This is a genomic window from Streptomyces sp. NPDC031474, assembly GCF_055581185.1.
The window spans coordinates 61,285-82,266 of record NZ_JBVIJX010000021.1; the positions used below are offsets into that span (position 1 = coordinate 61,285).

Sequence of the window (20,982 nt, forward strand, 5' to 3'; positions counted from 1 at the left end):
GCCCTCACCCGAGGGCATCCGTGCGCCGGCCGCCGGCGAGACCCGGTCGCGCACCCCCTTTCTTGCACACCCCCGCCGCACCTGCCCCGGAGGAGAACGAGCATGAGCCGCAGCGACGTCCTGGTCGACGCCGACTGGGTCGAGGCCAACCTCGACAGCGCCGACATCGCCATCGTCGAGGTCGACGAGGACACGTCCGCGTACGAGAAGAACCACATCCGGAACGCCATCCGGATCGACTGGACCAAGGACCTGCAGGACCCGGTCCGCCGTGACTTCATCGACCAGGAGGGCTTCGAGAAGCTCCTGTCGGCGAAGGGCATCGCCAACGACACGCTGGTGATCCTGTACGGCGGCAACAACAACTGGTTCGCGTCCTACGCCTACTGGTACTTCAAGCTGTACGGCCACGAGAACGTCAAACTTCTCGACGGCGGCCGCAAGAAGTGGGAGCTGGACGCCCGCGAGCTGGTCGAAGAGGTGCCCGAGCGCGCCGAGACCTCCTACACGGCCAAGCCGCAGGACAAGTCCATCCGCGCCTTCCGTGACGACGTCGTGGCGGCCATCGGTTCGCAGAACCTGGTCGACGTGCGGTCGCCCGACGAGTTCAGCGGCAAGCTGCTCGCGCCGGCCCACCTCCCGCAGGAGCAGTCGCAGCGTCCGGGCCACGTCCCGTCCGCCCGCAACATCCCGTGGTCGAAGAACGCCAACGACGACGGCACCTTCAAGTCGGACGACGAGCTCAAGGAGCTCTACGCCGACGAGCAGGTCGACCTGGCCAAGGACACGATCGCCTACTGCCGCATCGGCGAGCGCTCGGCCCTGACCTGGTTCGTGCTGCACGAGCTGCTGGGCGTGGAGAACGTCAAGAACTACGACGGCTCCTGGACCGAGTACGGCTCCCTGGTCGGCGTCCCGATCGAGCTCGGCGCCAACAAGTAAGACCGCCCCTTTCAACGACTTCTGGAGAAGCACATGTGTGGAGCGAAGGCCGGCGGCCCCGACGCCTCGACGATAAAGCCCGGTGAGACCACGATCCAGGGCCAGGTGACCCGCGACGGCGAGCCGGTGGTGGGCTACGTCCGCCTCCTGGACTCGACCGGCGAGTTCACCGCGGAGGTCCCCACCTCCGCCACCGGACAGTTCCGCTTCTACGCGGCCGAGGGCACCTGGACCGTCCGCGCCCTCGTTCCCGGCGCCACCGCCGACCGCACGGTCGTCGCCCAGCAGGGCGGTCTCGCGGAGGTCGCGATCGCGGTCTGAGCACGACGGAAGGGCCGTACCCACGGGTGGGACACCCCGCGGTACGGCCCTTTCGGCGTGTACAGGCCTACCCTGGAGTCATGTACGCCCGCCGTCGGCACGTCTACTTCGCCATGATGGGGACCTGCATCGGGTTGTTCGTCCTGGCCTGGGGAGTCGTGCGCATCTGGTCGATTCCCGTGGCCGTCGGGATGTGTGTGGTGGCCATGGTCATCCCGCCGGTCGCCGCGATGATCGCCAACCGGCGAGGGCCCGAGGACCGCTGGTGGGACGACCCCTCGGGCGACCCCAAGTCCGACGAGTGGTGGGACGAGCTGGACGGCAAGAAACGCCGCCCCCAGGACAGGCCCTAGCAGCCGCTCTCAGGACAGGCCCTAGCGGCCGCCCCCAGGACAGGCCCTAGTAGACGAGCGCCTGCGTCTCGTCTCCCAGCGCCTCCTGTACGAACACCTGTGCGCCGGCGATCCGTACGCCCTCGATGACGTCCTTCTCCGTGATGTCCCGGCGGGCCGCGCACTGGGTGCACAGGGTGAGACGGCCGCCCGCGAGGATCGAGTCGATCAGGTCGGGCAGCGGGGCCGCGTGCGGAAGCTCGAACTCGGCGGCCCGGCCCGGCAGCGCGAACCAGGAGGACTCCCCGGTCAGCCACAGGGAGACCTCGACCCCGCTGGCCACGGCCACCGCCGCCACCGTGAACGCCTGAGAGCACCGCTCGGGGGCATCGGCCCCCGCCGTCACCTTGATCACGAGCTTCTTCGACATGCCTGAATCGTAATCAACTCCCTTACAACTGCCGGTGTTGACCATGGGTCTCCTGTGAAGCGCGTTGCGGAACGTGCGCTCACACTTCTGAGGGGGATGTTGTGGAAGGTCCGGAAAGGGTCGAAGAGGCTGAACCGTCCAGCCCTCGCCCCGGTCCCCGACCCCGAGGCCGTACGACGCTGATGATCGCCGGAGCCGCCGTGCTCGGCATCGTCGCCGGCGCCTGCACCGGTTACCTGATCCAGGCCGGCCGTGCGCCCACCGCACTGCCGTCGCTCTCCCAGCCCGTCGTCGGACAGGCCAAGGGCGAGGTCGAGCCGCTGTCGGCGGCGCAGGACCGGCGGGTCAGGACGGACGGCGACCTGCGCAAGCTGCTGGTCGAGCGGCCCAAGGGAGTGAAGGACAACCCGCTCGCCGGCGGCGGCGACGGCTGGGAGGACCTGGCCACGTTCGCGGAGGGGTACAACCGGCCGGCCACGACGTTCGACAACCTCGTCGACGACGAGTTCCGCCGCACGGCCACCTCCGCCTGGCGGGTGGGGGAGTCGTAACTCGTCAAGATCGAGCTCGTGCAGTTCCGCCAGGAGAGCAAGCCGGCGGCGACCGACTGGGCCGAGAACGGCCGCAACTGGGCCGAGGAGCAGGACGACACCCGCAGCTGGCCCGTCCCCGGCACCGGGGACGGCAACGGGATGGCGTACGTGCACGACACCCCGCAGAGCGCGAAGGGCTACGTCGGGGTGTACACGGCCGAGGCGCACGCCTGGCGGGGGGACATCTACATGGCGATCTACGTCAGCGACACCAAGCCGATCTCCAAGGCGAAGATCATGGACCTGGCCCAGCGGCAGGTGGGGAAGCTGTGAGCGAGAGTACTGAGAACCCCGAGGGCGTCGACAAGCCCGAGGCCGCCGAGGCAGCCGAGGCCGCCGAGGCCGTCGTCGTGGAGTCCGCCGCCCCCAAGGCACGCAGTGCCCGCAGTGCCCGTCGGGTCGGTCGGGTCGCCGCCGTGGCCGGCTCCGTGCTGCTGGCCTGCGCGGTCGTCGGCGGTGTCGGGTACACCGTCGTGACCGTCCAGGACGCCGACCGCGCCTCCGGCAAGCCCACCTGGAGGTTCCCGGCCGCGGCCGCCGAGGGCGACGACAAGGCCGGGAAGAAGGCCGGTGCGGCGGGGTCCGGGCTGAGCGCCCTGATGCTGCCCTTCGGCACCGACGGCTACCAACGCGGCCCCGACCTCGACGAGTTCGGCCCGGACTCCGAGTTCAGCGGGCCACAGGCCATCGCCCTGCGCAAGGAGTCGATCAAGAACCTGCCCAGCGCCTCGCGCCGGAAGCTGGAGAAGGAGATCGACAAGGAGCGCATCAAGGGCATGGCGATGCGCAGCTACGTCGTCGGCCGGCCGGACTACACCACCACGGACGCGATCACCTTCGACGTCACGTTGTCCCGGCAGGAGAACCGGACCGCCGTACAGCAGTCGGCGAAGACCTTCAGCGGCTTCCTCGCCGCCACGGACGTCTTCCGGAAGGGGCCGAAGATCAAGGGCCACCCGGACGCCCACTGCTTTGTGACGCCCAAGGGCGAGGACGAGGACCTGGCCCTCGGGCTCTGCATCGCCGCTGTGGGAGACGTCCTGGTCAGCGTCACCTCGGCGGCCCCCGACCCGATCGACGGCACGTTCGTCGCCAAGTTCTTCGCCGCGCAACTCGACCGCATCACCGACCCGGGACAGGCCGTATGACCACCGAGCACCCGCAACTGCTGCCCCAGCCGGAGGACCAGCCGGAGCCCCAGCCCCAGCCGGAGCCCCAGCCGGAGCCCCGGCCGGAGGCCCCGCAGTCGACGGACGAGGCCCCCGACGGGACTCCCGAGGCGAACCCAGACTCGCCCCCCGACTCGCCCCCCGCCCCTCCCAAGGACCGTCGGGCTCTGCGTGCCGTGCTGCGCTGGGCCGCCGTCGTCACGGTGTTCGCCGTGGTCGGGGCGGGGACGGCGTACGGGATCACGCGTATGGAGCGCACGGACCTGCCCGGGCTCGCCACCGAGTCGGACGGCCGCTGGGCCTACCCGGAGATCACCAGGCCGCCGCTGCCCTCCGGCAGCCCGGGGCCGTTCAGCAAGGGGAACTGGGCCGCCGCCCACTACGCGGACCTGCGCGGCCTGCTGCTGCCCGCGCCCGAAGGCGGCACGGACGACAAGGCGCTGCGCGGCGCCGACGGCTGGCTGCCGACGAAGGACTTCCTGACGGTGTTCGAGGCGAAGGACGACCGCGACCAGGTCGCCCAGCTGCTCACCGACAACGGCCTGCGGCACATCGCGGCCCGGGGCTGGACCACCGCGGACGGCACCCGCACCGGCATCTACCTGCTTCAGTTCGACACGGGGACGGTGGCCGAACACGCCTACGGCGAGCTCACCTCGTTCGCGGCTCCCGTGCACCCGGCCCGCGGCGCCGCCGAGACGGAGTTCGACGAGACGTACCCGACCGAGGCCGACCTCGCGGACGTCGCGCGCTACGTCTACAACGAGGTGAAGCCGTACGGCGCGGAGCACCTCCGGCAGGCCTACCTGCGCGCCGGCGACGTCATCGCCGTCGTCCTTCAGTCCCGCAAGGGCACCGCGGCGGCCGTCCCCTTCCAGCAGACCGTCGCCTTGCAGAGCCAGCTGCTGGACTGACCGCGCCGACCAACCCCGCCGACCAACCCCGCCGACCGCCGCGAGGGTGTACCTCACAAGGAGGGCCGGTCCCCGGCCGCGTAAGCTGGGGCCCGGCCTTGTCGTAGGTACGGAACCGACACGCTCATCCGAGGAGCACCCCGTGGAGATCTTCTTCGAAACCCTGCTGGTCCTGGTCTGCGTCGGTGTTCTCGCCTTCGCCGGTCTGACCGTGAAGAAGCTGTACCAGGGCCAGCGCTGATCCACCCCGAGGAACTGCCACTCATGATCGAGATTCCGTCCGACCTCCACAAGGACCTCGTCCCCCTCGCCTTTCTGCTGGGCACCTGGGCGGGCGCGGGCGTCCACGACTTCCCCGGTTCGGAGAAGTGCAACTTCGGGCAGGAGGTCACCTTCGGTCACGACGGCCGGGACTTCCTGGAGTACCACTCCCACACCTGGGTCCTGGACAACGACGGCAACAAGGTCCGGCCCCTGGAGTCGGAGTCCGGCTTCTGGCGCATCGACGCCGACCGCAAGGTCGAGGTGACCATGGTCCGCAACGACGGCGTGGTCGAGATCTGGTACGGCGAGCTGGCCGCCAAGCAGCCGCAGATCGACCTGGTCACGGACGCGGTGGCCCGCACGGCCGCCTCCGGCCCCTACACCGGCGGCAAGCGGCTGTACGGCTACGTCAAGAGCGACCTCATGTGGGTCGGCGAGAAGCAGACCCCCGAGGTCGAGCTGCGCCCCTACATGTCGGCCCACCTGAAGAAGGTCGTCACCCCGGAAGACGTCGAACGCTGGGCGAAGGCCCTCCCGGACGACATGCCGGACGACGGAATCGCCTTCTTCAAGTAGTCCTGGACGGTCCTAGACTCTTCGGTGTGGTGAACACTGGAAGCACCGACTGGAAGAGCGATCTGCGGCAGCGTGGCTACCGGCTGACGCCGCAGCGGCAATTCGTGCTCGAAGCCGTGGACACCCTGGAGCACGCGACCCCCGACGACATCCTCATGGAAGTGAGGAAGACGGCGTCGGGGGTCAACATTTCCACCGTGTACCGGACCCTGGAGCTGCTTGAGGAGCTCGGGCTGGTCAGCCACGCCCACCTGGGGCACGGCGCGCCGACCTATCACCTGGCCGACCGGCACCACCACCTGCATCTGGTCTGCCGGGACTGCCAGAACGTCATCGAGGCGGACGTCCAGGTGGCCGCCGAGTTCACGGCCAAGCTGCGGGGGACGTTCGGCTTCGAGACCGACATGAAGCACTTCGCGATCTTCGGCCGCTGCAAGGACTGCTCCCTCAAGGCTTCAACTACCGAGTCGTAGGCTTAGGCGTATGAAGAGCCCACTGCTGTCCCTGCCCGGCGCCGTCCCCGCCGAGGGTGTGGACGAAGGCGTCGCCGGTCACTACGGCGACCTGTTCCGCGAGCAGCGTGCCCTCGCCGACGGCACCGGTTTCGTCGACCTCTCGCACCGGGGGGTCGTCGCCGTCACCGGCGACGACCGGCTGAGCTGGCTGCACCTGCTGCTCACCCAGCACGTCAGCGACCTGCCCGTCGGCCAGGCCACCGAGGCGCTGATCCTCTCCGCGCACGGCCACATCGAGCACGCGCTCTACCTCGTGGACGACGGGGAGACGGTCTGGGCCCACGTCGAGCCCGGCACCCAGGACGCGCTGATCGCCTACCTGGAGTCGATGAAGTTCTTCTACCGGGTCGAGGTCGCCGACCGGACGGCGGACATCGCGGTCGTCCACCTCCCGGCGGGGTCGATCGCGCCCGTCCCGCCCGGCGTCGTCGTCCGCGAGACCGCCTACGGCCGCGACCTCTTCCTCCCCCGCGTCGACCTGGAGTCGTACGCCGGCCAGGCCGGTCCGCCGGTCGGGATCCTCGCCCTGGAGGCGCTGCGCGTCGAACAGCAACGTCCGCGCCTCGGCTTCGAGACCGACCACCGCACCATCCCGCACGAACTGGGCTGGATCGGCTCGGCGGTGCATCTGCAGAAGGGCTGCTACCGGGGGCAGGAGACCGTCGCCCGGGTGCAGAACCTGGGCAAGCCGCCCCGGCGCCTGGTCTTCCTGCATCTCGACGGCAGCGAGGTGCACCTTCCGGTCGCCGGCACCGAGCTCCGGGTCGCCGACGAGGACCCCGACGGCCGCAAGATCGGCTTCATCACCACGTCCGCCCGCCACCACGAGCTGGGCCCGGTGGCCCTGGCCCTGGTGAAGCGCAACGTTCCGGTGGACGCCCCGCTGCTGGCCGGCACGACGGCGGCGGCCCAGGAAGTCGTCGTCGAACCCTAGTTCCAGGTCCTGGGCCCGCTGCTTGGCTCGCTGCACCTGGGTCCACATCTCGATCTACGTCTCGGTCTACATCTCGATCAGGACGGTGAACGGGCCGTCGTTCGTCAGTGACACGCGCATCCGCGCCCCGAACCGGCCCGTCGCCACCGTCGCGCCCAGGGCGCGCAGCTGGGCGACGACCTCGTCGACGAGGGGCTCGGCGACCTCGCCGGGGGCGGCCGCGTTCCAGGTGGGGCGGCGGCCCTTGCGGGCGTCCCCGTAGAGCGTGAACTGGCTGATCACCAGCAGGGGGGCGTCGATGTCGCTGCACGACTTCTCGTCCTGCAGCATGCGGATCGACCAGAGTTTGCGGGCGAGCTGGGCCGCCTTCTCCCTGGTGTCCTCGTGGGTGACCCCGACCAGGACGCACAGGCCCTCGCCGTCGATCTCCCCGACCGTCTCGCCGTCCACGACGACGCTCGCGCCGTCCACTCTCTGCACCACCGCTCGCATGCGGACCATGATGCCGGGTCCCCGGCGCCCACTCGTGGGGGGCCCATTTTTGATCCTTAAGCCCCTATCTGGGCCGTTCGGGGGGACTCGGTCACATCGCGGCGACTTGGGGTGGCACGATGCTTCCACCACACGCCGGTCGAGGGGACGGTAGAGGGACATGAGCACACCGAGTACCGGGCGGCCTGCTACCCACCGGCCGCCGGCACAGCGCAGCGACAGCCCCGTGCTGCCCGCACAACCATCGGAGCCCGACCTGGCCCTGCTGAGCCTGCCCGAACTGCGCACCCTGCGCCGGGACGCCCAGCGCGACGAGGCCGACCTGAGCTACGTACGACGGCTGCTCCAGGGCCGGATCGACATCCTTCGCGCGGAGCTGGCCAGGCGGTCCCCGACGGGTGCGGCCTCCGTGGTCGACCGGCTGTCGGAGATCCTCACCGACGCCCCGGCCCGGCACCGCTCCTCGGCCCGGCACGTCACGCTGGGCACCCCGCACAGCGAGGAGTACCGCAGGCTGGCCGCCGACATGCTCGCCGACGTCGAGCTCTCCGACCTCGACGCGCGCACCGACCCGGAGCTGCACGAGGCGATGGCCCACCTGATCCGCTACGAACAGGAGGTCTCCAGCCGCCGCCAGCACCTCCAGCGAACGGCCGACGAATCGGGCGCGGAGATCAGCAGGCGATACCGGGAGGGCGAGGCCCAGGTGGAGGACCTCTTGGTGTGAGCGCGTCCGGCCCGTCCGGGGGCGCAGCCCCCTGGGTAGGGGCGGGTAGGGGCGGCGGCGAAAAAAACCCCGCACACCCGCCCCCCACCTGCCTACCGTGGCCTCATGACCGACGTACGCCTCATCACCGACGCCGAGCTCCCCGACTGGATACGCGCCCTGCGCACCGGCTTCCTGCGCCCACCCACCGTCACCGACCGAGCCGTGGCCGACCGCCGGACGGCCACCGTGGACTCCCGCACCTCGGGCGCCTTCGACGAGGGCAGGTGCGTGGCGACGTTCCGCTCGTTCCCGCAGGAGCTCACCGCGGTGGGCGGCGCCGCTGTTCCCGCCGACGCCATCTCCAACGTCTCCGTCGTGGCCACCCACCGCCGCCGCGGCCTCCTCACCCGCCTGATGAACGACGACCTCACGGCCGCGAAGGAACGCGGGGACGTCGTCGCCACCCTGATCGCCGCCGAGTACCGGATCTACGGGCGGTACGGCTTCGGCCCGGCCACCACGATGACCGAGTGGACGATCGACGTGCCGCGCGCCGGCTTCGACCCGCGCCGGCCGGTCCCCGGCGACGGCGGCCGTATCGACCTCGTGGACGGCGAGGAGGTCCGCAAGGTCGGCCCCGAGCTGCACGAGCGGCTGCGGCGCGCCCAGCCCGGCGCGGTCAGCCGGGACGAGCACTGGTGGACGGCGCAGACCGGGCTGCTGCGGCAGTACGACGACTCCTGGACCGAGCCCTTCTTCGCGGTGTACCGCGCGGCGGACGGCACGGTGGAGGGTCTGGTCTCGTACGAGACGGACGACGAGTGGAGTGACGGCAAGCAGCCGGTGAACACGGCGAAGGCGAACTGGCTGATCGCGGTGAACCCGGCCGCGGAGCGCGCCCTGTGGAACTACCTGTGCTCCATCGACTGGATCACGCGGGTGAAGACGGGGTGGCGTGGCCCCGACGACCTGGCCCCCCTCTATCTGCCCGACCCGCGCGCGGCGCGCATCACCACCCAGGCGGACTGGCTGTGGGTGCGGATCCTGGACGTCGTACGGGCCCTGGAGACGCGTACGTACGACGCGGCGGGCACGTTGGTGCTGGAGGTGGTGGACCGGGCCGGCCTGGCCGGAGGCCGCTTCCTGTTGGACGCGACCCCCGACGGCGCCTCCTGCACGCCGACCACCCGCAGCGCCGACCTCACCCTGGACGTCGCCGAGCTGGCGACGCTGTGGCTGGGCGACGAGTCGGCGGGACGGCTGGCGGCGCTGGGGCGGCTCCGGGAAGAACGAGAGGGCGCCGCCCGAAAGGCCGGCGCCCTGCTGCGCGCGTCCGGGCGTCCATGGTGCCCGGACATGTTCTGACGGTTCCTTTCGACCGGGTGTCCGTGTATCTGGGTATCTGAGTCGTTCGTGCATCCGTAGCTGTTCAGTTGTGGCTGTGCGGTCGCTCTGAAGTTGTGGCTGTGCGGGATGTTCAGTTGTGGCTGTACGTCGGTGTCGGCTGTCGGGCTCCCGGCTCCCCTCCGGAAGGGAGTCCGACCGGCCAACCGTCTGGAAGTTTGACCATGTCGTTGAAGTTGGTGACCAACTTCACTGTACTTATGTCCGTTTGGAAGCGTCCTATAACCATCTCTCTTTGAACTGCCCAAAGATGGCGGGAAGTTGTACTGTGCGGACGTGGAGCCGGAAAATGCCTCCGTCACTGCACGGAGGGGGGCGGAGCGGCCGCAGCGGTCACACCGCGAGGTGGCCGACGAGCTGCGCACCCGGATCAGAACCGGGGTGCTGCGGCCGGGCCAGCGCATGCCCACCCAGGCCAAGTTGGCGGACGAGTTCGGCGTCGAGCGGGGTGCCGTACGCCAGGCGCTTCGCATTCTGCAGTCCGAGCAGCTTCTCGCCAACGTCTCGAAGGGAAGTCCGGCGACGGTCGCCCTGCGGCCCGGCGGGCTCGTCCCCCCGGTCGGCTCCGGGGCGGCGCCGCAGCCCGCGATGGTCGGGCTTCCGCCCCGTATCACCGAGGCCTTCGCGGCCGAGCACGTCAGGGTCGACGCTCTGTGTCTGACAGCGGTCTCGCTGACCGCCGCGCTCGGTGAACCCCTGCGTCAGATCCACGCGGGGCGACTGAAACCGGCCAAGATCGACGTCCGTGTCCTGCTGCCGTCCCGGGACATCGACCTCGCCTTCCCGGTGCCGGTGGACACCTCGGCCACCGGGCGGCTGCAACGCCGCTGGCTGGCCCATCGCAACGCCCAGGGTCAGGTGTTGCGGCACAACCTGCTCACCCTGCGCTCCACGCACGGCATCGACGTGCACGTCACCTTCCGCGCACTGCCGTTCACCCCGCCCGTCAAGCTGTACCTCCTCAACGGGACGGAAGCGCTGTTCGCCTACTACACGGTGAAGCGGGGCGAGCAGACGATCGACCAGGAGCACCTGGAGATGTACGACGCCGAGGGCACGCGGTCGGTGCTGTTCGCCTTTGAACAGGGAGCCGGCCCGCGTGACACGACGTTCGTGGAACAGTCCCGCCTGTGGTTCAACGCGCTGTGGGAGACGATCAGTTCGGAGCTGGTGCTCACGAGCTGACGGCCGGCCCGCTGGCGAGGAGGGCGAGGATCACGGCCCCGACAGAGCTGATCATGGGGCTCTTGGCCTTGATGCCGACGCTGAGCAGGAGCAGACCGACGGCGCCGGCCGTGCCGTACTTCCACTGGATGGTCTGCTCGACGCCGACGACGAAGGCGGCGCAGAGGAGGACGAGGACGGGCATGGATGGTTCCCCCCTTCGGAGGTGGGGAGCGGGAAGCAAACCTTCCGCCAACTTGCTAAAGTTGGCAACCAACTACAACTATGTTGTCCCCACTTGGCAGCAACCCCTAAACAACTTTCAAGCAACTCCCGTCAGATGGGTGGAAGTTGTAACGTTTGGTCGTGACTCAGGAGAACGTGGCAGTGAACGGCAGCAGAAGCGTCACGCCCCAGCAGATCGCCGACACCCTGCGCGAACGCATCCGCGCCGGGGAGCTCAAGGCCGGTGACCGCCTGCCCACCCAGGCCGAGCTCGCTGACGAGTTCGGCGTGGAACGCGGCGCCGTGCGCCAGGCCCTGCGCGAACTGCAGAACGACGGGCTCCTCAGCAACGTGAGCAAGGGCAGCCCGCCCCGGGTCGCGCAACCGCCGGCCCCGGGGCGCGACGAGCCCCAGCCCACGATGGTCAGCCTGGCCCTCCGGCTCACCGCGGCCTTCGCCGCCGACGTCGTACGCGTCGACGCGGCCTGTCTCACCGCCGAGAGTCTGCTGCTGGCCCTGAGCGAGCCCCTGCGCCTGGTCCACGGGGGCGAGGCCCGCCCCCGGAAGATCGACTTCCGGATCCTGCTGCCGTCCCGGAGCATCGCCCTCGCCTTCCCGGTCCCGGTCGACGGCCGCAGCGAGGACGACCCCGTGCACCAGCGCTGGCTGTCGATGCGCAACGCCCAGGGGCAGGTGCTCCGCCACAACCTCCAGACCCTGCGCACGCACGGCATCGAGGTCAACGTCACCTTCCGTGCCCTGCCGTTCACCCCGCCGATGAAGCTGTACCTCCTCAACGGCCGGGAGGCGCTGATCGCGTACTACACGATCGCGCGCCGGGAGGAGCCCACCGAGACCGGAACGCTCGACATGTACGACGTGCTCGGCACCGAGTCCCTCCTCTTCTCCTTCGAGAAGGCGGCCGGTCAGCGCGACGCCGCGTTCGTGGAGGAATCCCAGAAGTGGTTCGACGCCCTCTGGGAAACCATCACCACGGACCTGACACTCTCCTAGTGACCTCTGATACGCAGCAGACTCAACAGGCGCTTCCCGCGCCCCCCGTCACCGAGACCGAGGCGGCGGATCTGCGGGAAGTGATCAGGCAGGCGCGGGTCGTCCTGTGGGACTTCGACGGGCCCATCTGTCGCCTCTTCGCCGGTCACTCGGCGGAGAGCGTGGCCGAGGGGCTGGTGCGGTGGCTCGAAGGCCGGGGCCTGCACGGCCTGCTCACGGAGTCCGAGCGGGAGTCGCTCGACCCGCACGTCGTGCTGCGCGCCGTGGACCGCCGGCACCAGGGCAGCGACCTGGTCACGGAGCTGGAGGAACGCCTCACCCAGGAGGAGCTGAAGGCCACGTCCACGGCGATGCCCACACCCTACGCAGACCCCCTGATACGCACGCTGAGGGCCTGTGGCCTGCGCCTGGCGATCACCACGAACAACTCCCCGCGGGTGGTCGACACCTACCTCGACACCCGCGGCCTCACCTCGTGCTTCGCCCCCCACATCTACGGCCGCACGCAGGAGCTGCGTCATCTCAAGCCGCACCCGCACTGTCTGAACCGCGCCCTGCGCGCCATGGGCTCCGCGCCCGACACGGCCCTGATGATCGGCGACACCCCCTCGGACTTCCTGGCCGCCCGGGAGGCGGGCGTGCCCTTCCTCGGCTACGCGCGTAACGAACGCAAGGAGAAGGCGCTCAGGGGCGCGGGCGCGACCCGGGTCGTGAACTCGCTGGAGCCGGTGCTGAAGGCGGCCCGCCAGCCCTGAAGCCCGTCAACCGCCCCCGAGCCGCGGACCGGTCTGAGCGGCGGCCGGCCCACCTGAGCGGCGGCTGGCGCCAGCTGAGCAGCGCCTGGCGCCACCTGGGTGGCAGCCAGCGCCACCTGAGTAGTGGTCAGGACCGACCTGGGTGGCGGTCAGGGTTACCTGAGTGACTGTCAGGGCACCTGAGCCGTGGCCGGAGTGGCCGGAGCGTGCCGGAGTGGCCTGAGTGGTGGACGGAGAGGTCTGAGCGTGGGCCGGAGTGGCCTGGCGTCGCCGGAGTGGCCTGAGCCGGGCCGGAGTGGCCTGAGTGGTGGGTGGAGTGGCCTGGCGTGGGCGGAGAGGCCTGGCGTCGCCGGAATGGCCTGAGCGTCGCCGGAATGGCCTGAGCGTGGCCGGAGAGGCCTGAGTGGTGGTCAGGGAGTCTGAGCCGTGGCTGGAAAGGCTGAGCCGTGGTTGGAGGGGCTGAGCCGTGGTTGGAGGGGCTGAGTCGTGGGTGGAGGGGCTGAGCCGTGGGTGGAGGGGCTGAGCCGGGGGTTCAGGGGGATCTGAGGAGCAGGGCCACGAGTATGACGGCCGCTCCGACGGCGAGCATGTTGTGCCGGGCCCGGACGCCCACGGCCACGGTGAGCAGCAGCATCACGCCCACCGCCCCGAGTTTGGCCTGCACCGTCCATCCCGCGAAGAACGCGAGGAGTTCCCAGACTGCCGATAACAGGAGCATGGCCTTCCACCTCCCTGCCATTCTCAGTGAACCTTGCAAGTCCCGGTCCAATTGGACTGGTTGCCTTGAAGTGGCTTTCCCCTGGCCTGCTGATCCTTAATCGGCCTGTGTTGTCCGGGATTTGACTGGCAGTGGTTTGTCATTGGACGGATGGCGGTACGGTCGCTGTGTGGAGGCGCAGCAGAGTGGTGGTGACGGCGGCGGCCGGGAGTTCCAGCGGGTCGCCGACGAACTGCGCGCCCGGATGACGGACGGCACCTATCCACTGCACGCCTTTCTGCCGTCCCAGCGCGATCTGGCCGAGGAGTTCGGCGTCTCCCGGGACACGGTTCAGCGCGTGCTGCGCGAGCTGGTCAACGAGGGCTGGATCGAGTCCCGGCAGGGCAGCGGGTCCCGGGTGGTCAAGACGCAGCGGATCCAGTCGTCCACGCCCAGGGCGACCCGGCAGCGGCACGGAGCGACGCTGGGGCCGCTGCTCAGCGAGGCCTTCGAACAGCCCGAAGTCACCCTGGACGCCTACACGCTGACGTCCGAGTCCCTGGACGCGCACATCCGGTTGCAGGCCGAGCGGATCCTCGGAGGCTCCATCGCGCCGGAGCGCATCGGCCTGCGGATGATCCTGCCCTCCGAGGATCTGCACGTGCCCTATCCGAGGGTGCGGGACGACAAGGAGGACCCGAGGCTGCGGGATCGCCTGCACGACATCACCAACCGGCACACGGAATCGCTGCGCGGGGTGCTGAAGGCGCTGAAGACGGAGAAGCACGTGGCGTCCGTCGACGTCCAGATCCGGCACGCGCCGCTGACGCCGGCGTTCAAGCTCTACCTTTTCAACGGCGCGGAGGCGCTGCTCGGGCCGTACGAGGTGATCCAGCGGCAGATCGAGCTGGAGTCCGGCGAGGAGATCACCGCCCTCGACGTGCTCGGCCTGGGCGCCACGCTCACCCACCATGTGAAGGACGCGGACCCGAATTCGTCGGGCACCGTGTTCGTCGACAGCTGGCAGGCGTGGTTCGACTCCGTATGGAACCTTCTCGCCGAATAGCCGGGACGGCGTGCGCTAGCATGCCTCAATCGCGCGAGCAATCGCTCCCGTCCATACGTATGAGACGGCGAACCAGCCAGTCTCGGACGGCCTGACGTGGATGAGTGGCACACCACCCATTGGCTCACTTGATCATCGCTCCGGTCGTGCGGCGCCTTTACCGTTTGCCCTAACCAGCCCAGCGCGAGTACCCGGAGCGGCCAGTGGTCGACCACCTTGTTCCCCCTCGTCACCTCGGGGAACGAGCCGCCGAGGACGTGCCCGGGGTGCTCCGGGCCTTCGTCAGAGCCGCCGAATCGATGAAGGAATCCAGCGGCCATCACAATCGCAACTATGTGCTACCCCTGACGGAGGGGGTGGCCCGGCTGGTGGGCCGGGAGGCCGGCACGTCGGTGATCGTGCGCATCCGCCGCTCCGACGCGCTGCCCGTGGTGATCAGGACCTGGCGGGACGAGGCGGACATCCTCGACGCCGTGCACGGCGCCCTGCCGCACGCGCCCGAGTGTCTGCTCAAGACGCCGGGCTACGCCATCCACAGCCATGTGGAAGGCGTACCGCTCTCCACCATCTGCGGAAACGGTAAGCCTGTCGACACCCTGCTGATGAAGGCACTGGCCGGGCTGCTGGCGCGGATGACCCAGGTGCGCCGGGCGGCGCTGCCGGACCTGCCGGGTTCCTGGCCCGCCAACCACAGCGACAGCCAGGCCTTCCTGAAGACCCTCGCCCATCTGGCCGACGAACAGATCCGCAAGCCCAACTGGCGTGAGTTCGGCGGTCTGTTCAAGGCGCTGGGCATCGCCGACGACGCCCTGCTCCGGCTGGCCGAGCGGGTACCCGCGATGACGCGGCGGCCGTACAGCCTGCTCCATGCGGACCTGCACCGGGACAACCTGATCGTCTCCTACGACGGCGCGCCGCCGCTCGTCTGCGTCGACTGGGAGCTGGCGACCTACGGCGACCCCCTGCACGACCTCGCCACCCACCTGGTGCGTATGCAGTACCCCGACCACCAGTGGGACGAGGTCGTCAACGCGTGGGAGGAGGCCATGCAGGAGCTGCGGCCCAGCGCCGTCAAGGGCCGGGCCAAGGACCTGCGCCACTACGTCGCGTTCGAGCGGGCGCAGTCCGTCTACCCGGACGTGATGCGGGCCGCACGGTCGCTCCAGGAGTCGTTCACGCAGAAGAGCATGGACGAGGCCACCGCGGAGGTCCGCCGGGCGCTGCAGACGGCGGCGGAGCCGCTGCGGCTGAGGAACGTCCCGGCGAAGGACGAGATCGCCAGCGCCCTCTTTCGCTGGCTGGCGTCGCGGGGCGACGGAGGGGTCAGCGGCCGGCACTGGATCGCGAAGGCCACCGCCTGGCAGCCGGACCCGCGGCTGCCCGAGAACCCTCTCTTCCCGGCGTCCGCCGTGCGGGAGGCCCTGCTCGCGGAGGGGGCCGCGCCCGCGGACCGGGTGTTCAAGGGGACCGCGCATCTCAACTCGGTGGTCTGGGTGCGGGACATGCCCACCCCCGTCGTCGTGCGCCGCAAGCTGCGCAACGTCTCACGGCGCGAGCCGAGCTACCTGAGCGAGCACGCCGTCCTGCGGGCCATCCAGGAGTCCCGGGTGCGGGTGGCCGCGCCGAAGGTCCTGGCGCTGGGCGAGAGCTACCCGGACGACGCCTTCAGCATCCACACCTACGTCGGCACCCGTATCGACCAGCCGCCGAGCCATCCCGTCAACGGTCTGCTCCCGCACGAGGCGGACGCGCTCATCGACCAGCTGTGCCAGCTGACGGGCGTGGACCACGCGTCGATCGACCCGCATGCCGGGCGGGTCGACTTCTACGAGTGGCTGAAGGAACAACTCGTCGGCCTGGTGCGGAACCTGCCGAAGGAGTCCCTGCAACTGGCCCGCACGCTGGGGCTGCCCGACGAGTGGCGGCTGCGGGAGATCCTGTCCCGGCACCGGGTGAGCCACCGGGCGCCGGCCCTGCTGCACGGCGACCTCAACCCGTGGAACCTGGTGCGCCGCAACGACGAGCTGGCCCTGACCATCATCGACTGGGAGATGGCCCTGGTCGGCGACCCGCTCTACGACCTGGTCCGGCACATGCACCTGACCCCGACCCGGCCGGAGATCCGGACGCGTATGTTCCGGCGGTGGGAGGCGAAACTGCCGAAGCGGTACACGAGCGACTGGAACAAGGACTGGTCGGTCTACCGCTGGATCGAGATCGTCCGCTCCGCGTACATCGACCTCGACCGGCTCGCCACCCGCGCAAGCCTGGACGCCCCCAACGTCCGCCGAGCCGTCGACTCCTACGCCGGCACCCTCGCCGCCGCCACCGCGTCCCTGGGCCTCCCAGTATCAAGAACAGCAAACCCGTACTTGGCCCGAGCCTTGGCCTAGAGCCGAACCGAGGGGCTGGGCTGAGTGGTCGGGGTGAGGGGGCCGGGCTGCGGGGCCGGGTCGAGGGTGCGGGCCGGGATGAGGGGCTGGGGCGAGGGCTGGGGCGAGGGTGCGGGGCCGAGCGGGCTGGGCTGAGGGGCCGAGCTGAGCGACTGGGCTGAGGGGGTCGGGTCGAGGGGGCGGGTTTGAGGTGTGGGCTGTGAGCGGCCAGGCCGAGCGGGCTGGGCTGAGGGGCGGGCTGAGGGGCGGGCTGAGGTGCGGCCGAGCCTCGCTCACCCGGCGGGGCTCGGTCAGATCCCCGTGACCGAGCACGGCGCCGAGGTCGCCGTCATCGGCGGCGGACTCTCGGGCATCGTGGCCGCCGTACGAGGGGCCGGGCTGAGGGGGCCAGGCCGAGCGGGTGGGCTGAAGGGGGGCGGGCCGAGGGGCCGGGGCTGAGTGGTCGGGGTGAGGGGCCGGGTGGTGGGGCCGGACGGGTGTGGGGTCGGGTCGGGGGGTGTCAGGGGCTGGGCGGTGGTGGGAGGTTCGTAGTGGGCGGGGCCTCCCGGCTGGGACCGTCGCCGTAGGCTCGGGCCATGAGTGAGACCGGGCTGCGTGAGCGCAAGCGGCAGCGGATGTTCCAGGCCGTGTCGGACGTCGCCGTCCGGCTCTTCATCGAGCGCGGGTTCGACGCGGTGTCCGTCGCGGAGATCGCCGCCGCCGCCGAGATCTCCAAGCCGACCCTGTTCCGGTACTTCCCGGCCAAGGAGGACCTGGTCCTGCACCGGCTCGCCGATCACGAGCAGGAGGCGGCGCGGGTCGTCACCGCGGCGCACGCCGAGGGAGTCGCGCCGCTGCCCGCCCTGCGCCGGCACTTCCTCGACGGTCTGGCCGCCGAGGACCCCGTCACCGGGCTCAACGACCACCCGGGCGTCCGCGCCTTCTACGACCTCCTCTACGGCACTCCGTCCCTGGTCGCCCGCCTGTACGGCTACCTTGAGCGCTCGGAGGCCGCCCTCGCCGAGGCCCTCGCGGAGGTGCTCGGCGGCTCGGTCGGGGACGACCGGTCCGGCGCCCTCGACGCCCGGTTGGCGGCCGGTCAGATCGTCGCCGTACGACGGATCCTCGCCGAGGAGAACTGGCGGCGGATCTCGGCGGGGGAGCGGCTGGAGGACGTCCGGGAGGACGCGGTGGCGGAGGCGGAGCGGGCGTTCGCCGTACTGGGAGCGGGCCTGCCGCGGCTGACCTGACCTGACCTGACCTGACTTAAACCCGTCCTGACCTGACTTAACCCGTCTCGTCCTGTCCTGACCTGACCTGCATCGACCTGTCCTGATCTGACCCCGGCGGCATCCTGATTCTCGGTAAAATATGTAACTCGGTTACGTTATTCGTTATCCTTGCTCCATGACGGCACCCGAACTCACCCCGAAGGACGCCGCGGACCCTGACCCGCAGGACCTCGACACCGCCCTCCTCCAGGAACGCGCCCACCACGACACCTGCCGCGCCGCCCTCACCGCGATGGTCGAGGGCGCCGACCTCCAGGTGATCACCGGCGAGGACGTCTCCGCGTCCGGCGCCGACGCCGAAGTCCTCGGATACCGGTTGCGCAGCCACGCCAAGGCCCTGCACGAGCTGCCCGAGGGCCCCCTGTTCTTCGGCCGGCTCGACTTCGCGCACGGCACGGGCGGCGAGCACGAAGGTCTCGCCCAGCACATCGGCCGGCTCCGCATCAGCGAGCACCCGGCCGCCCCGCCCCTCGTCGTCGACTGGCGGGCCCCCGTCTCCCGCGCCTTCTACCAGGCGAGCGCCCGCGACCCCCAGGGCGTGGCCGTGCGACGCCGCTTCGGCTGGGCCCCCGGCAGCCGCGGCGACTCCACCGACCTCACCGGCCTGGAGGACGAGCGCCTGGGCGCCGGTGAGCAGCCCCCGGCCGAACAGCTCGGCCGGGGCGGGCCCGCGGCGCCGGGCGGCATCGTCGCCCGCGAGATCGAACGCCCCCGCGTCGGCCCGATGCGGGACATCGCCGCGACCATCCAGCCCGAGCAGGACGACCTCGTACGCGGCGACCTCACCGAGTCGGTGTGCGTGCAGGGCGCCCCCGGCACCGGCAAGACCGCCGTGGGCCTGCACCGGGCCGCCTACCTCCTCTACACCAACCCGCGCCGCATCCAGCGCGGCGGCCTGCTGATCCTCGGCCCCAACCGCACCTTCCTGCGCTACATCGCGGAGGTCCTGCCCTCCCTCGGAGAGACCGGCGTTCGGCAGTCGACCCTGCACGACGAGATCGCCCGCCACCCGGTGACCGGGGCGGACCCCGACCGGACGGCCGCCCTCAAACACGACGCCCGGATGGCCGAGGTGCTGCGCCGCGCGGTCTACGGACGGGTTGCGGCCGACCGCGCCGGGGGCCTCTCCGTTCCCGACGGCTCCTACTGCTGGCGCGTCTCGGGCCGCGCGCTGGCGGAGATCGTCGCGGGCGTGCTCGCCGAGGAACTGCCGTACGAGACCGGGCGGGAGCGGGTGCGCAGTCGGATCGTGCGCCGGATCCAGGAGCAGGCCGAACGCCGGAGCGGGCCGCCCCCGGGCGCCTGGATCCGCCGGATCGAACGGGCGCGGGCGGTCAGCGAGTGCGTGGACGCCATGTGGCCGAAGACGCGCCCGGAGGAGGTATTGACCCAACTCCTCACCCACCCCGAGGAGTTGGCGCGGGCCGCGGCCGGCCTCCTCGACCCCGACGAACAACAGGCCCTGCACTGGCCGCGCCCGCCCCGCTCGTTCAAGTCGGCGCGCTGGTCGGCCGCCGACCTGGTCCTCCTCGACGAGATCGCCGGCCTCCTCGCCCATCCCCAGGGGTACGGCCATGTCGTCGTCGACGAGGCCCAGGACCTCTCCCCGATGGAGTGCCGGGCCGTCGCCCGCCGGGTCCCCTTCGGCTCGCTCACCGTCCTCGGCGACCTGGCCCAGGGCACCGCCCCCTGGGCGGCGACCTCCTGGCCGGTGCAACTGGCCCACCTGGGCAAGCCCGACGCGACGATCGTCCCGCTCACCATGGGCTTCCGGGTCCCGGCCGCCGTCCTCACCCTCGCGAGCCGCCTCCTCGACCGCCTCGACGCCGACGTGCCCCGCGCCCACTCCCTGCGCCGGGACGGCGAGCTGCGCATCCGGCGGGCGGACGGCGACCTGCACGCCGCGGTCGTCGCCGCCGTACGCGACGCTCTCGCCCACGAGGGCTCGGTCGGCGTCATCGCCGCGGACGCACAGGTCGACGGCGTACGCGAGGCCCTCACCACGGCCGGCATCCCGAACTCCGGCCCGGACGACCCGGCCGCCCGGGTGACGACGGTCCCCGCGACCCTCGCCAAGGGCCTGGAGTACGACCACGTCGTCGCCGTCGAACCGGCCGCCATCGCAGAATCAGAACAACGAGGCCTGAACCGCCTCTACGTCGTCCTGACCCGCGCGGTGTCCCGCCTGGACGTGCTGCATGAGCGGGAACTGCCTTGGGAGGGACGAGTGGCGGGCCTCAGTTCTTGAGGGCCTCGGCGATCTGCCGGGCGGCCTGGGCGGGGGTGAGGTGCGTGGTGTCGATGACCTCGGCCTCGTCGTGCAGCCAGGTGCGGGCCGCCTCGGCGTAGGGCTCCAGGTATGCGAGGCGGAACGGGGAGTTGGGGCCGAGAACCATGTCGCCCGCGATGCGTCCACGGAGGGTCTCCTGGTCGGCGTGGAGGACGAAATGCCGTACGGGAATGGCGTGTTGGGCGAGACCCGTGCTGATCTCGCGCCAGTACTCCTCGACCAGGACGGTCATGGGCATCACCAGGGTGCCGCCGGTGTAGTCGAGCACCCGGCGGGCGGTCTCGACGACGAGCGGCCGCCACGGCGGCCAGTGCTGGAAGTTGTCCGTCGCGGGCAGCCCCGGCGTGATGTCCATGAGCGTCTCCCCGACCTTCTCGGCGTCGAACACCCGTGAATCCGGGATCAGCCGCTGCACGAGTGCACTGGTCGTCGTCTTGCCTGCGCCGTGGGTGCCGTTGAGCCATACGATCATGACACCCGACGCTAGCGCCCCACGGGCCGCCGGCCCGTGG

24 protein-coding genes are annotated in these 20,982 nt (G+C 70.6%); 19 read left to right on the forward strand and 5 right to left on the reverse strand.

What is annotated here, in order from left to right:
- The first annotated feature begins 102 nt into the window (after positions 1-102).
- The 3 genes from ACZ5SK_RS37505 (at position 103) to ACZ5SK_RS37515 (ending at position 1,616) form a co-directional block, all read left to right on the forward strand.
- On the forward strand, positions 103-942 hold the full coding sequence (locus ACZ5SK_RS37505; protein ID WP_334578870.1) for a sulfurtransferase: 840 nt from the start codon (positions 103-105) through the stop codon (positions 940-942).
- 33 nt (positions 943-975) lie between these two features.
- Positions 976-1,263: a DUF1416 domain-containing protein gene (locus ACZ5SK_RS37510; protein ID WP_020122955.1), complete on the forward strand. Its 288-nt coding sequence runs from the start codon at positions 976-978 to the stop codon at positions 1,261-1,263.
- An 80-nt stretch (positions 1,264-1,343) separates the two neighbouring features.
- Positions 1,344-1,616: a DUF3099 domain-containing protein gene (locus tag ACZ5SK_RS37515; RefSeq protein ID WP_334578871.1), complete on the forward strand. Its 273-nt coding sequence runs from the start codon at positions 1,344-1,346 to the stop codon at positions 1,614-1,616.
- 46 nt (positions 1,617-1,662) lie between these two features.
- On the opposite strand, the gene ACZ5SK_RS37520 is transcribed toward ACZ5SK_RS37515, so the two are convergent.
- Complete coding sequence (locus ACZ5SK_RS37520) at positions 1,663-2,025, reverse strand: DsrE family protein (protein ID WP_319673103.1); 363 nt, start codon at positions 2,023-2,025, stop codon at positions 1,663-1,665.
- 182 nt (positions 2,026-2,207) lie between these two features.
- Here ACZ5SK_RS37520 and ACZ5SK_RS37525 point away from each other — a divergent pair, with 182 nt between their 5' ends.
- From ACZ5SK_RS37525 to ygfZ, 7 genes are all read left to right on the forward strand, one after another.
- Entirely contained in the window at positions 2,208-2,576 is a 369-nt protein-coding gene (locus ACZ5SK_RS37525; protein WP_468577111.1) for a hypothetical protein, read from the forward strand.
- Between the two features lie 18 nt (positions 2,577-2,594).
- On the forward strand, positions 2,595-2,891 hold the full coding sequence (locus tag ACZ5SK_RS37530; RefSeq protein ID WP_468577112.1) for a hypothetical protein: 297 nt from the start codon (positions 2,595-2,597) through the stop codon (positions 2,889-2,891).
- Entirely contained in the window at positions 2,888-3,766 is an 879-nt protein-coding gene (locus ACZ5SK_RS37535; protein ID WP_334578873.1) for a hypothetical protein, read from the forward strand. The genes ACZ5SK_RS37530 and ACZ5SK_RS37535 overlap by 4 nt, the downstream gene beginning before the upstream one ends.
- Positions 3,763-4,701 carry a hypothetical protein gene (locus tag ACZ5SK_RS37540; RefSeq protein ID WP_468577114.1) on the forward strand — a complete coding sequence of 313 codons (939 nt, stop codon included), beginning with the start codon at positions 3,763-3,765 and terminating at the stop codon, positions 4,699-4,701. The genes ACZ5SK_RS37535 and ACZ5SK_RS37540 overlap by 4 nt, the downstream gene beginning before the upstream one ends.
- 264 nt (positions 4,702-4,965) lie before the next feature.
- Complete coding sequence (locus tag ACZ5SK_RS37545) at positions 4,966-5,541, forward strand: heme-binding beta-barrel domain-containing protein (protein ID WP_334578875.1); 576 nt, start codon at positions 4,966-4,968, stop codon at positions 5,539-5,541.
- Between the two features lie 26 nt (positions 5,542-5,567).
- Positions 5,568-6,014 carry a Fur family transcriptional regulator gene (locus tag ACZ5SK_RS37550; protein ID WP_334578876.1) on the forward strand — a complete coding sequence of 149 codons (447 nt, stop codon included), beginning with the start codon at positions 5,568-5,570 and terminating at the stop codon, positions 6,012-6,014.
- A gap of 10 nt (positions 6,015-6,024) precedes the next feature.
- Positions 6,025-6,990: a CAF17-like 4Fe-4S cluster assembly/insertion protein YgfZ gene (gene ygfZ, locus ACZ5SK_RS37555; RefSeq protein WP_334578877.1), complete on the forward strand. Its 966-nt coding sequence runs from the start codon at positions 6,025-6,027 to the stop codon at positions 6,988-6,990.
- A 66-nt stretch (positions 6,991-7,056) separates the two neighbouring features.
- Here ygfZ and dtd read toward each other — a convergent pair whose 3' ends face one another.
- Entirely contained in the window at positions 7,057-7,482 is a 426-nt protein-coding gene (gene dtd, locus ACZ5SK_RS37560; protein ID WP_334578878.1) for a D-aminoacyl-tRNA deacylase, read from the reverse strand.
- A 160-nt stretch (positions 7,483-7,642) separates the two neighbouring features.
- On the opposite strand from dtd, the gene ACZ5SK_RS37565 reads away from it, so the two are divergent.
- From ACZ5SK_RS37565 to ACZ5SK_RS37575, 3 genes are all read left to right on the forward strand, one after another.
- Entirely contained in the window at positions 7,643-8,209 is a 567-nt protein-coding gene (locus tag ACZ5SK_RS37565; RefSeq protein WP_334578879.1) for an RsiG family protein, read from the forward strand.
- Positions 8,210-8,314: 105 nt separating this feature from the next.
- Complete coding sequence (locus ACZ5SK_RS37570; RefSeq protein WP_334578880.1) at positions 8,315-9,556, forward strand: GNAT family N-acetyltransferase; 1,242 nt, start codon at positions 8,315-8,317, stop codon at positions 9,554-9,556.
- A 315-nt stretch (positions 9,557-9,871) separates the two neighbouring features.
- Entirely contained in the window at positions 9,872-10,780 is a 909-nt protein-coding gene (locus ACZ5SK_RS37575; protein WP_334578881.1) for a winged helix-turn-helix domain-containing protein, read from the forward strand.
- Here ACZ5SK_RS37575 and ACZ5SK_RS37580 read toward each other — a convergent pair.
- Positions 10,770-10,964, reverse strand: a complete 195-nt coding sequence (locus ACZ5SK_RS37580; RefSeq protein WP_079661424.1) for a hypothetical protein — start codon at positions 10,962-10,964, stop codon at positions 10,770-10,772. The two genes, ACZ5SK_RS37575 and ACZ5SK_RS37580, sit on opposite strands and share 11 nt — an antisense overlap.
- Positions 10,965-11,119: 155 nt before the next feature.
- On the opposite strand from ACZ5SK_RS37580, the gene ACZ5SK_RS37585 reads away from it, so the two are divergent.
- A complete protein-coding gene (locus ACZ5SK_RS37585; protein WP_334578882.1) occupies positions 11,120-11,998 on the forward strand; it encodes a winged helix-turn-helix domain-containing protein in 879 nt (292 codons plus the stop codon).
- Positions 11,998-12,753, forward strand: a complete 756-nt coding sequence (locus tag ACZ5SK_RS37590; protein WP_361702131.1) for an HAD family hydrolase — start codon at positions 11,998-12,000, stop codon at positions 12,751-12,753. Before ACZ5SK_RS37585 ends, ACZ5SK_RS37590 begins: the two co-directional genes overlap by 1 nt.
- A 532-nt stretch (positions 12,754-13,285) precedes the next feature.
- Here ACZ5SK_RS37590 and ACZ5SK_RS37595 read toward each other — a convergent pair.
- Entirely contained in the window at positions 13,286-13,471 is a 186-nt protein-coding gene (locus ACZ5SK_RS37595; protein WP_334578884.1) for a hypothetical protein, read from the reverse strand.
- A 169-nt stretch (positions 13,472-13,640) separates the two neighbouring features.
- Here ACZ5SK_RS37595 and ACZ5SK_RS37600 point away from each other — a divergent pair, with 169 nt between their 5' ends.
- The 4 genes from ACZ5SK_RS37600 (at position 13,641) to ACZ5SK_RS37615 (ending at position 20,428) form a co-directional block, all read left to right on the forward strand.
- On the forward strand, positions 13,641-14,516 hold the full coding sequence (locus tag ACZ5SK_RS37600) for a winged helix-turn-helix domain-containing protein (RefSeq protein ID WP_319340578.1): 876 nt from the start codon (positions 13,641-13,643) through the stop codon (positions 14,514-14,516).
- Positions 14,517-14,815: 299 nt separating this feature from the next.
- Positions 14,816-16,909 (forward strand): phosphotransferase family protein, encoded by a 2,094-nt coding sequence (locus tag ACZ5SK_RS37605; protein WP_334578885.1) that lies wholly within the window; start codon positions 14,816-14,818, stop codon positions 16,907-16,909.
- Between the two features lie 575 nt (positions 16,910-17,484).
- Positions 17,485-18,138 carry a TetR family transcriptional regulator gene (locus tag ACZ5SK_RS37610; RefSeq protein WP_334578886.1) on the forward strand — a complete coding sequence of 218 codons (654 nt, stop codon included), beginning with the start codon at positions 17,485-17,487 and terminating at the stop codon, positions 18,136-18,138.
- Between the two features lie 157 nt (positions 18,139-18,295).
- Positions 18,296-20,428, forward strand: a complete 2,133-nt coding sequence (locus tag ACZ5SK_RS37615; protein ID WP_361702136.1) for a HelD family protein — start codon at positions 18,296-18,298, stop codon at positions 20,426-20,428.
- On the opposite strand, the gene ACZ5SK_RS37620 is transcribed toward ACZ5SK_RS37615, so the two are convergent.
- On the reverse strand, positions 20,418-20,942 hold the full coding sequence (locus ACZ5SK_RS37620) for an AAA family ATPase (RefSeq protein WP_334578888.1): 525 nt from the start codon (positions 20,940-20,942) through the stop codon (positions 20,418-20,420). The two genes, ACZ5SK_RS37615 and ACZ5SK_RS37620, sit on opposite strands and share 11 nt — an antisense overlap.
- Positions 20,943-20,982 lie beyond the last annotated feature (40 nt).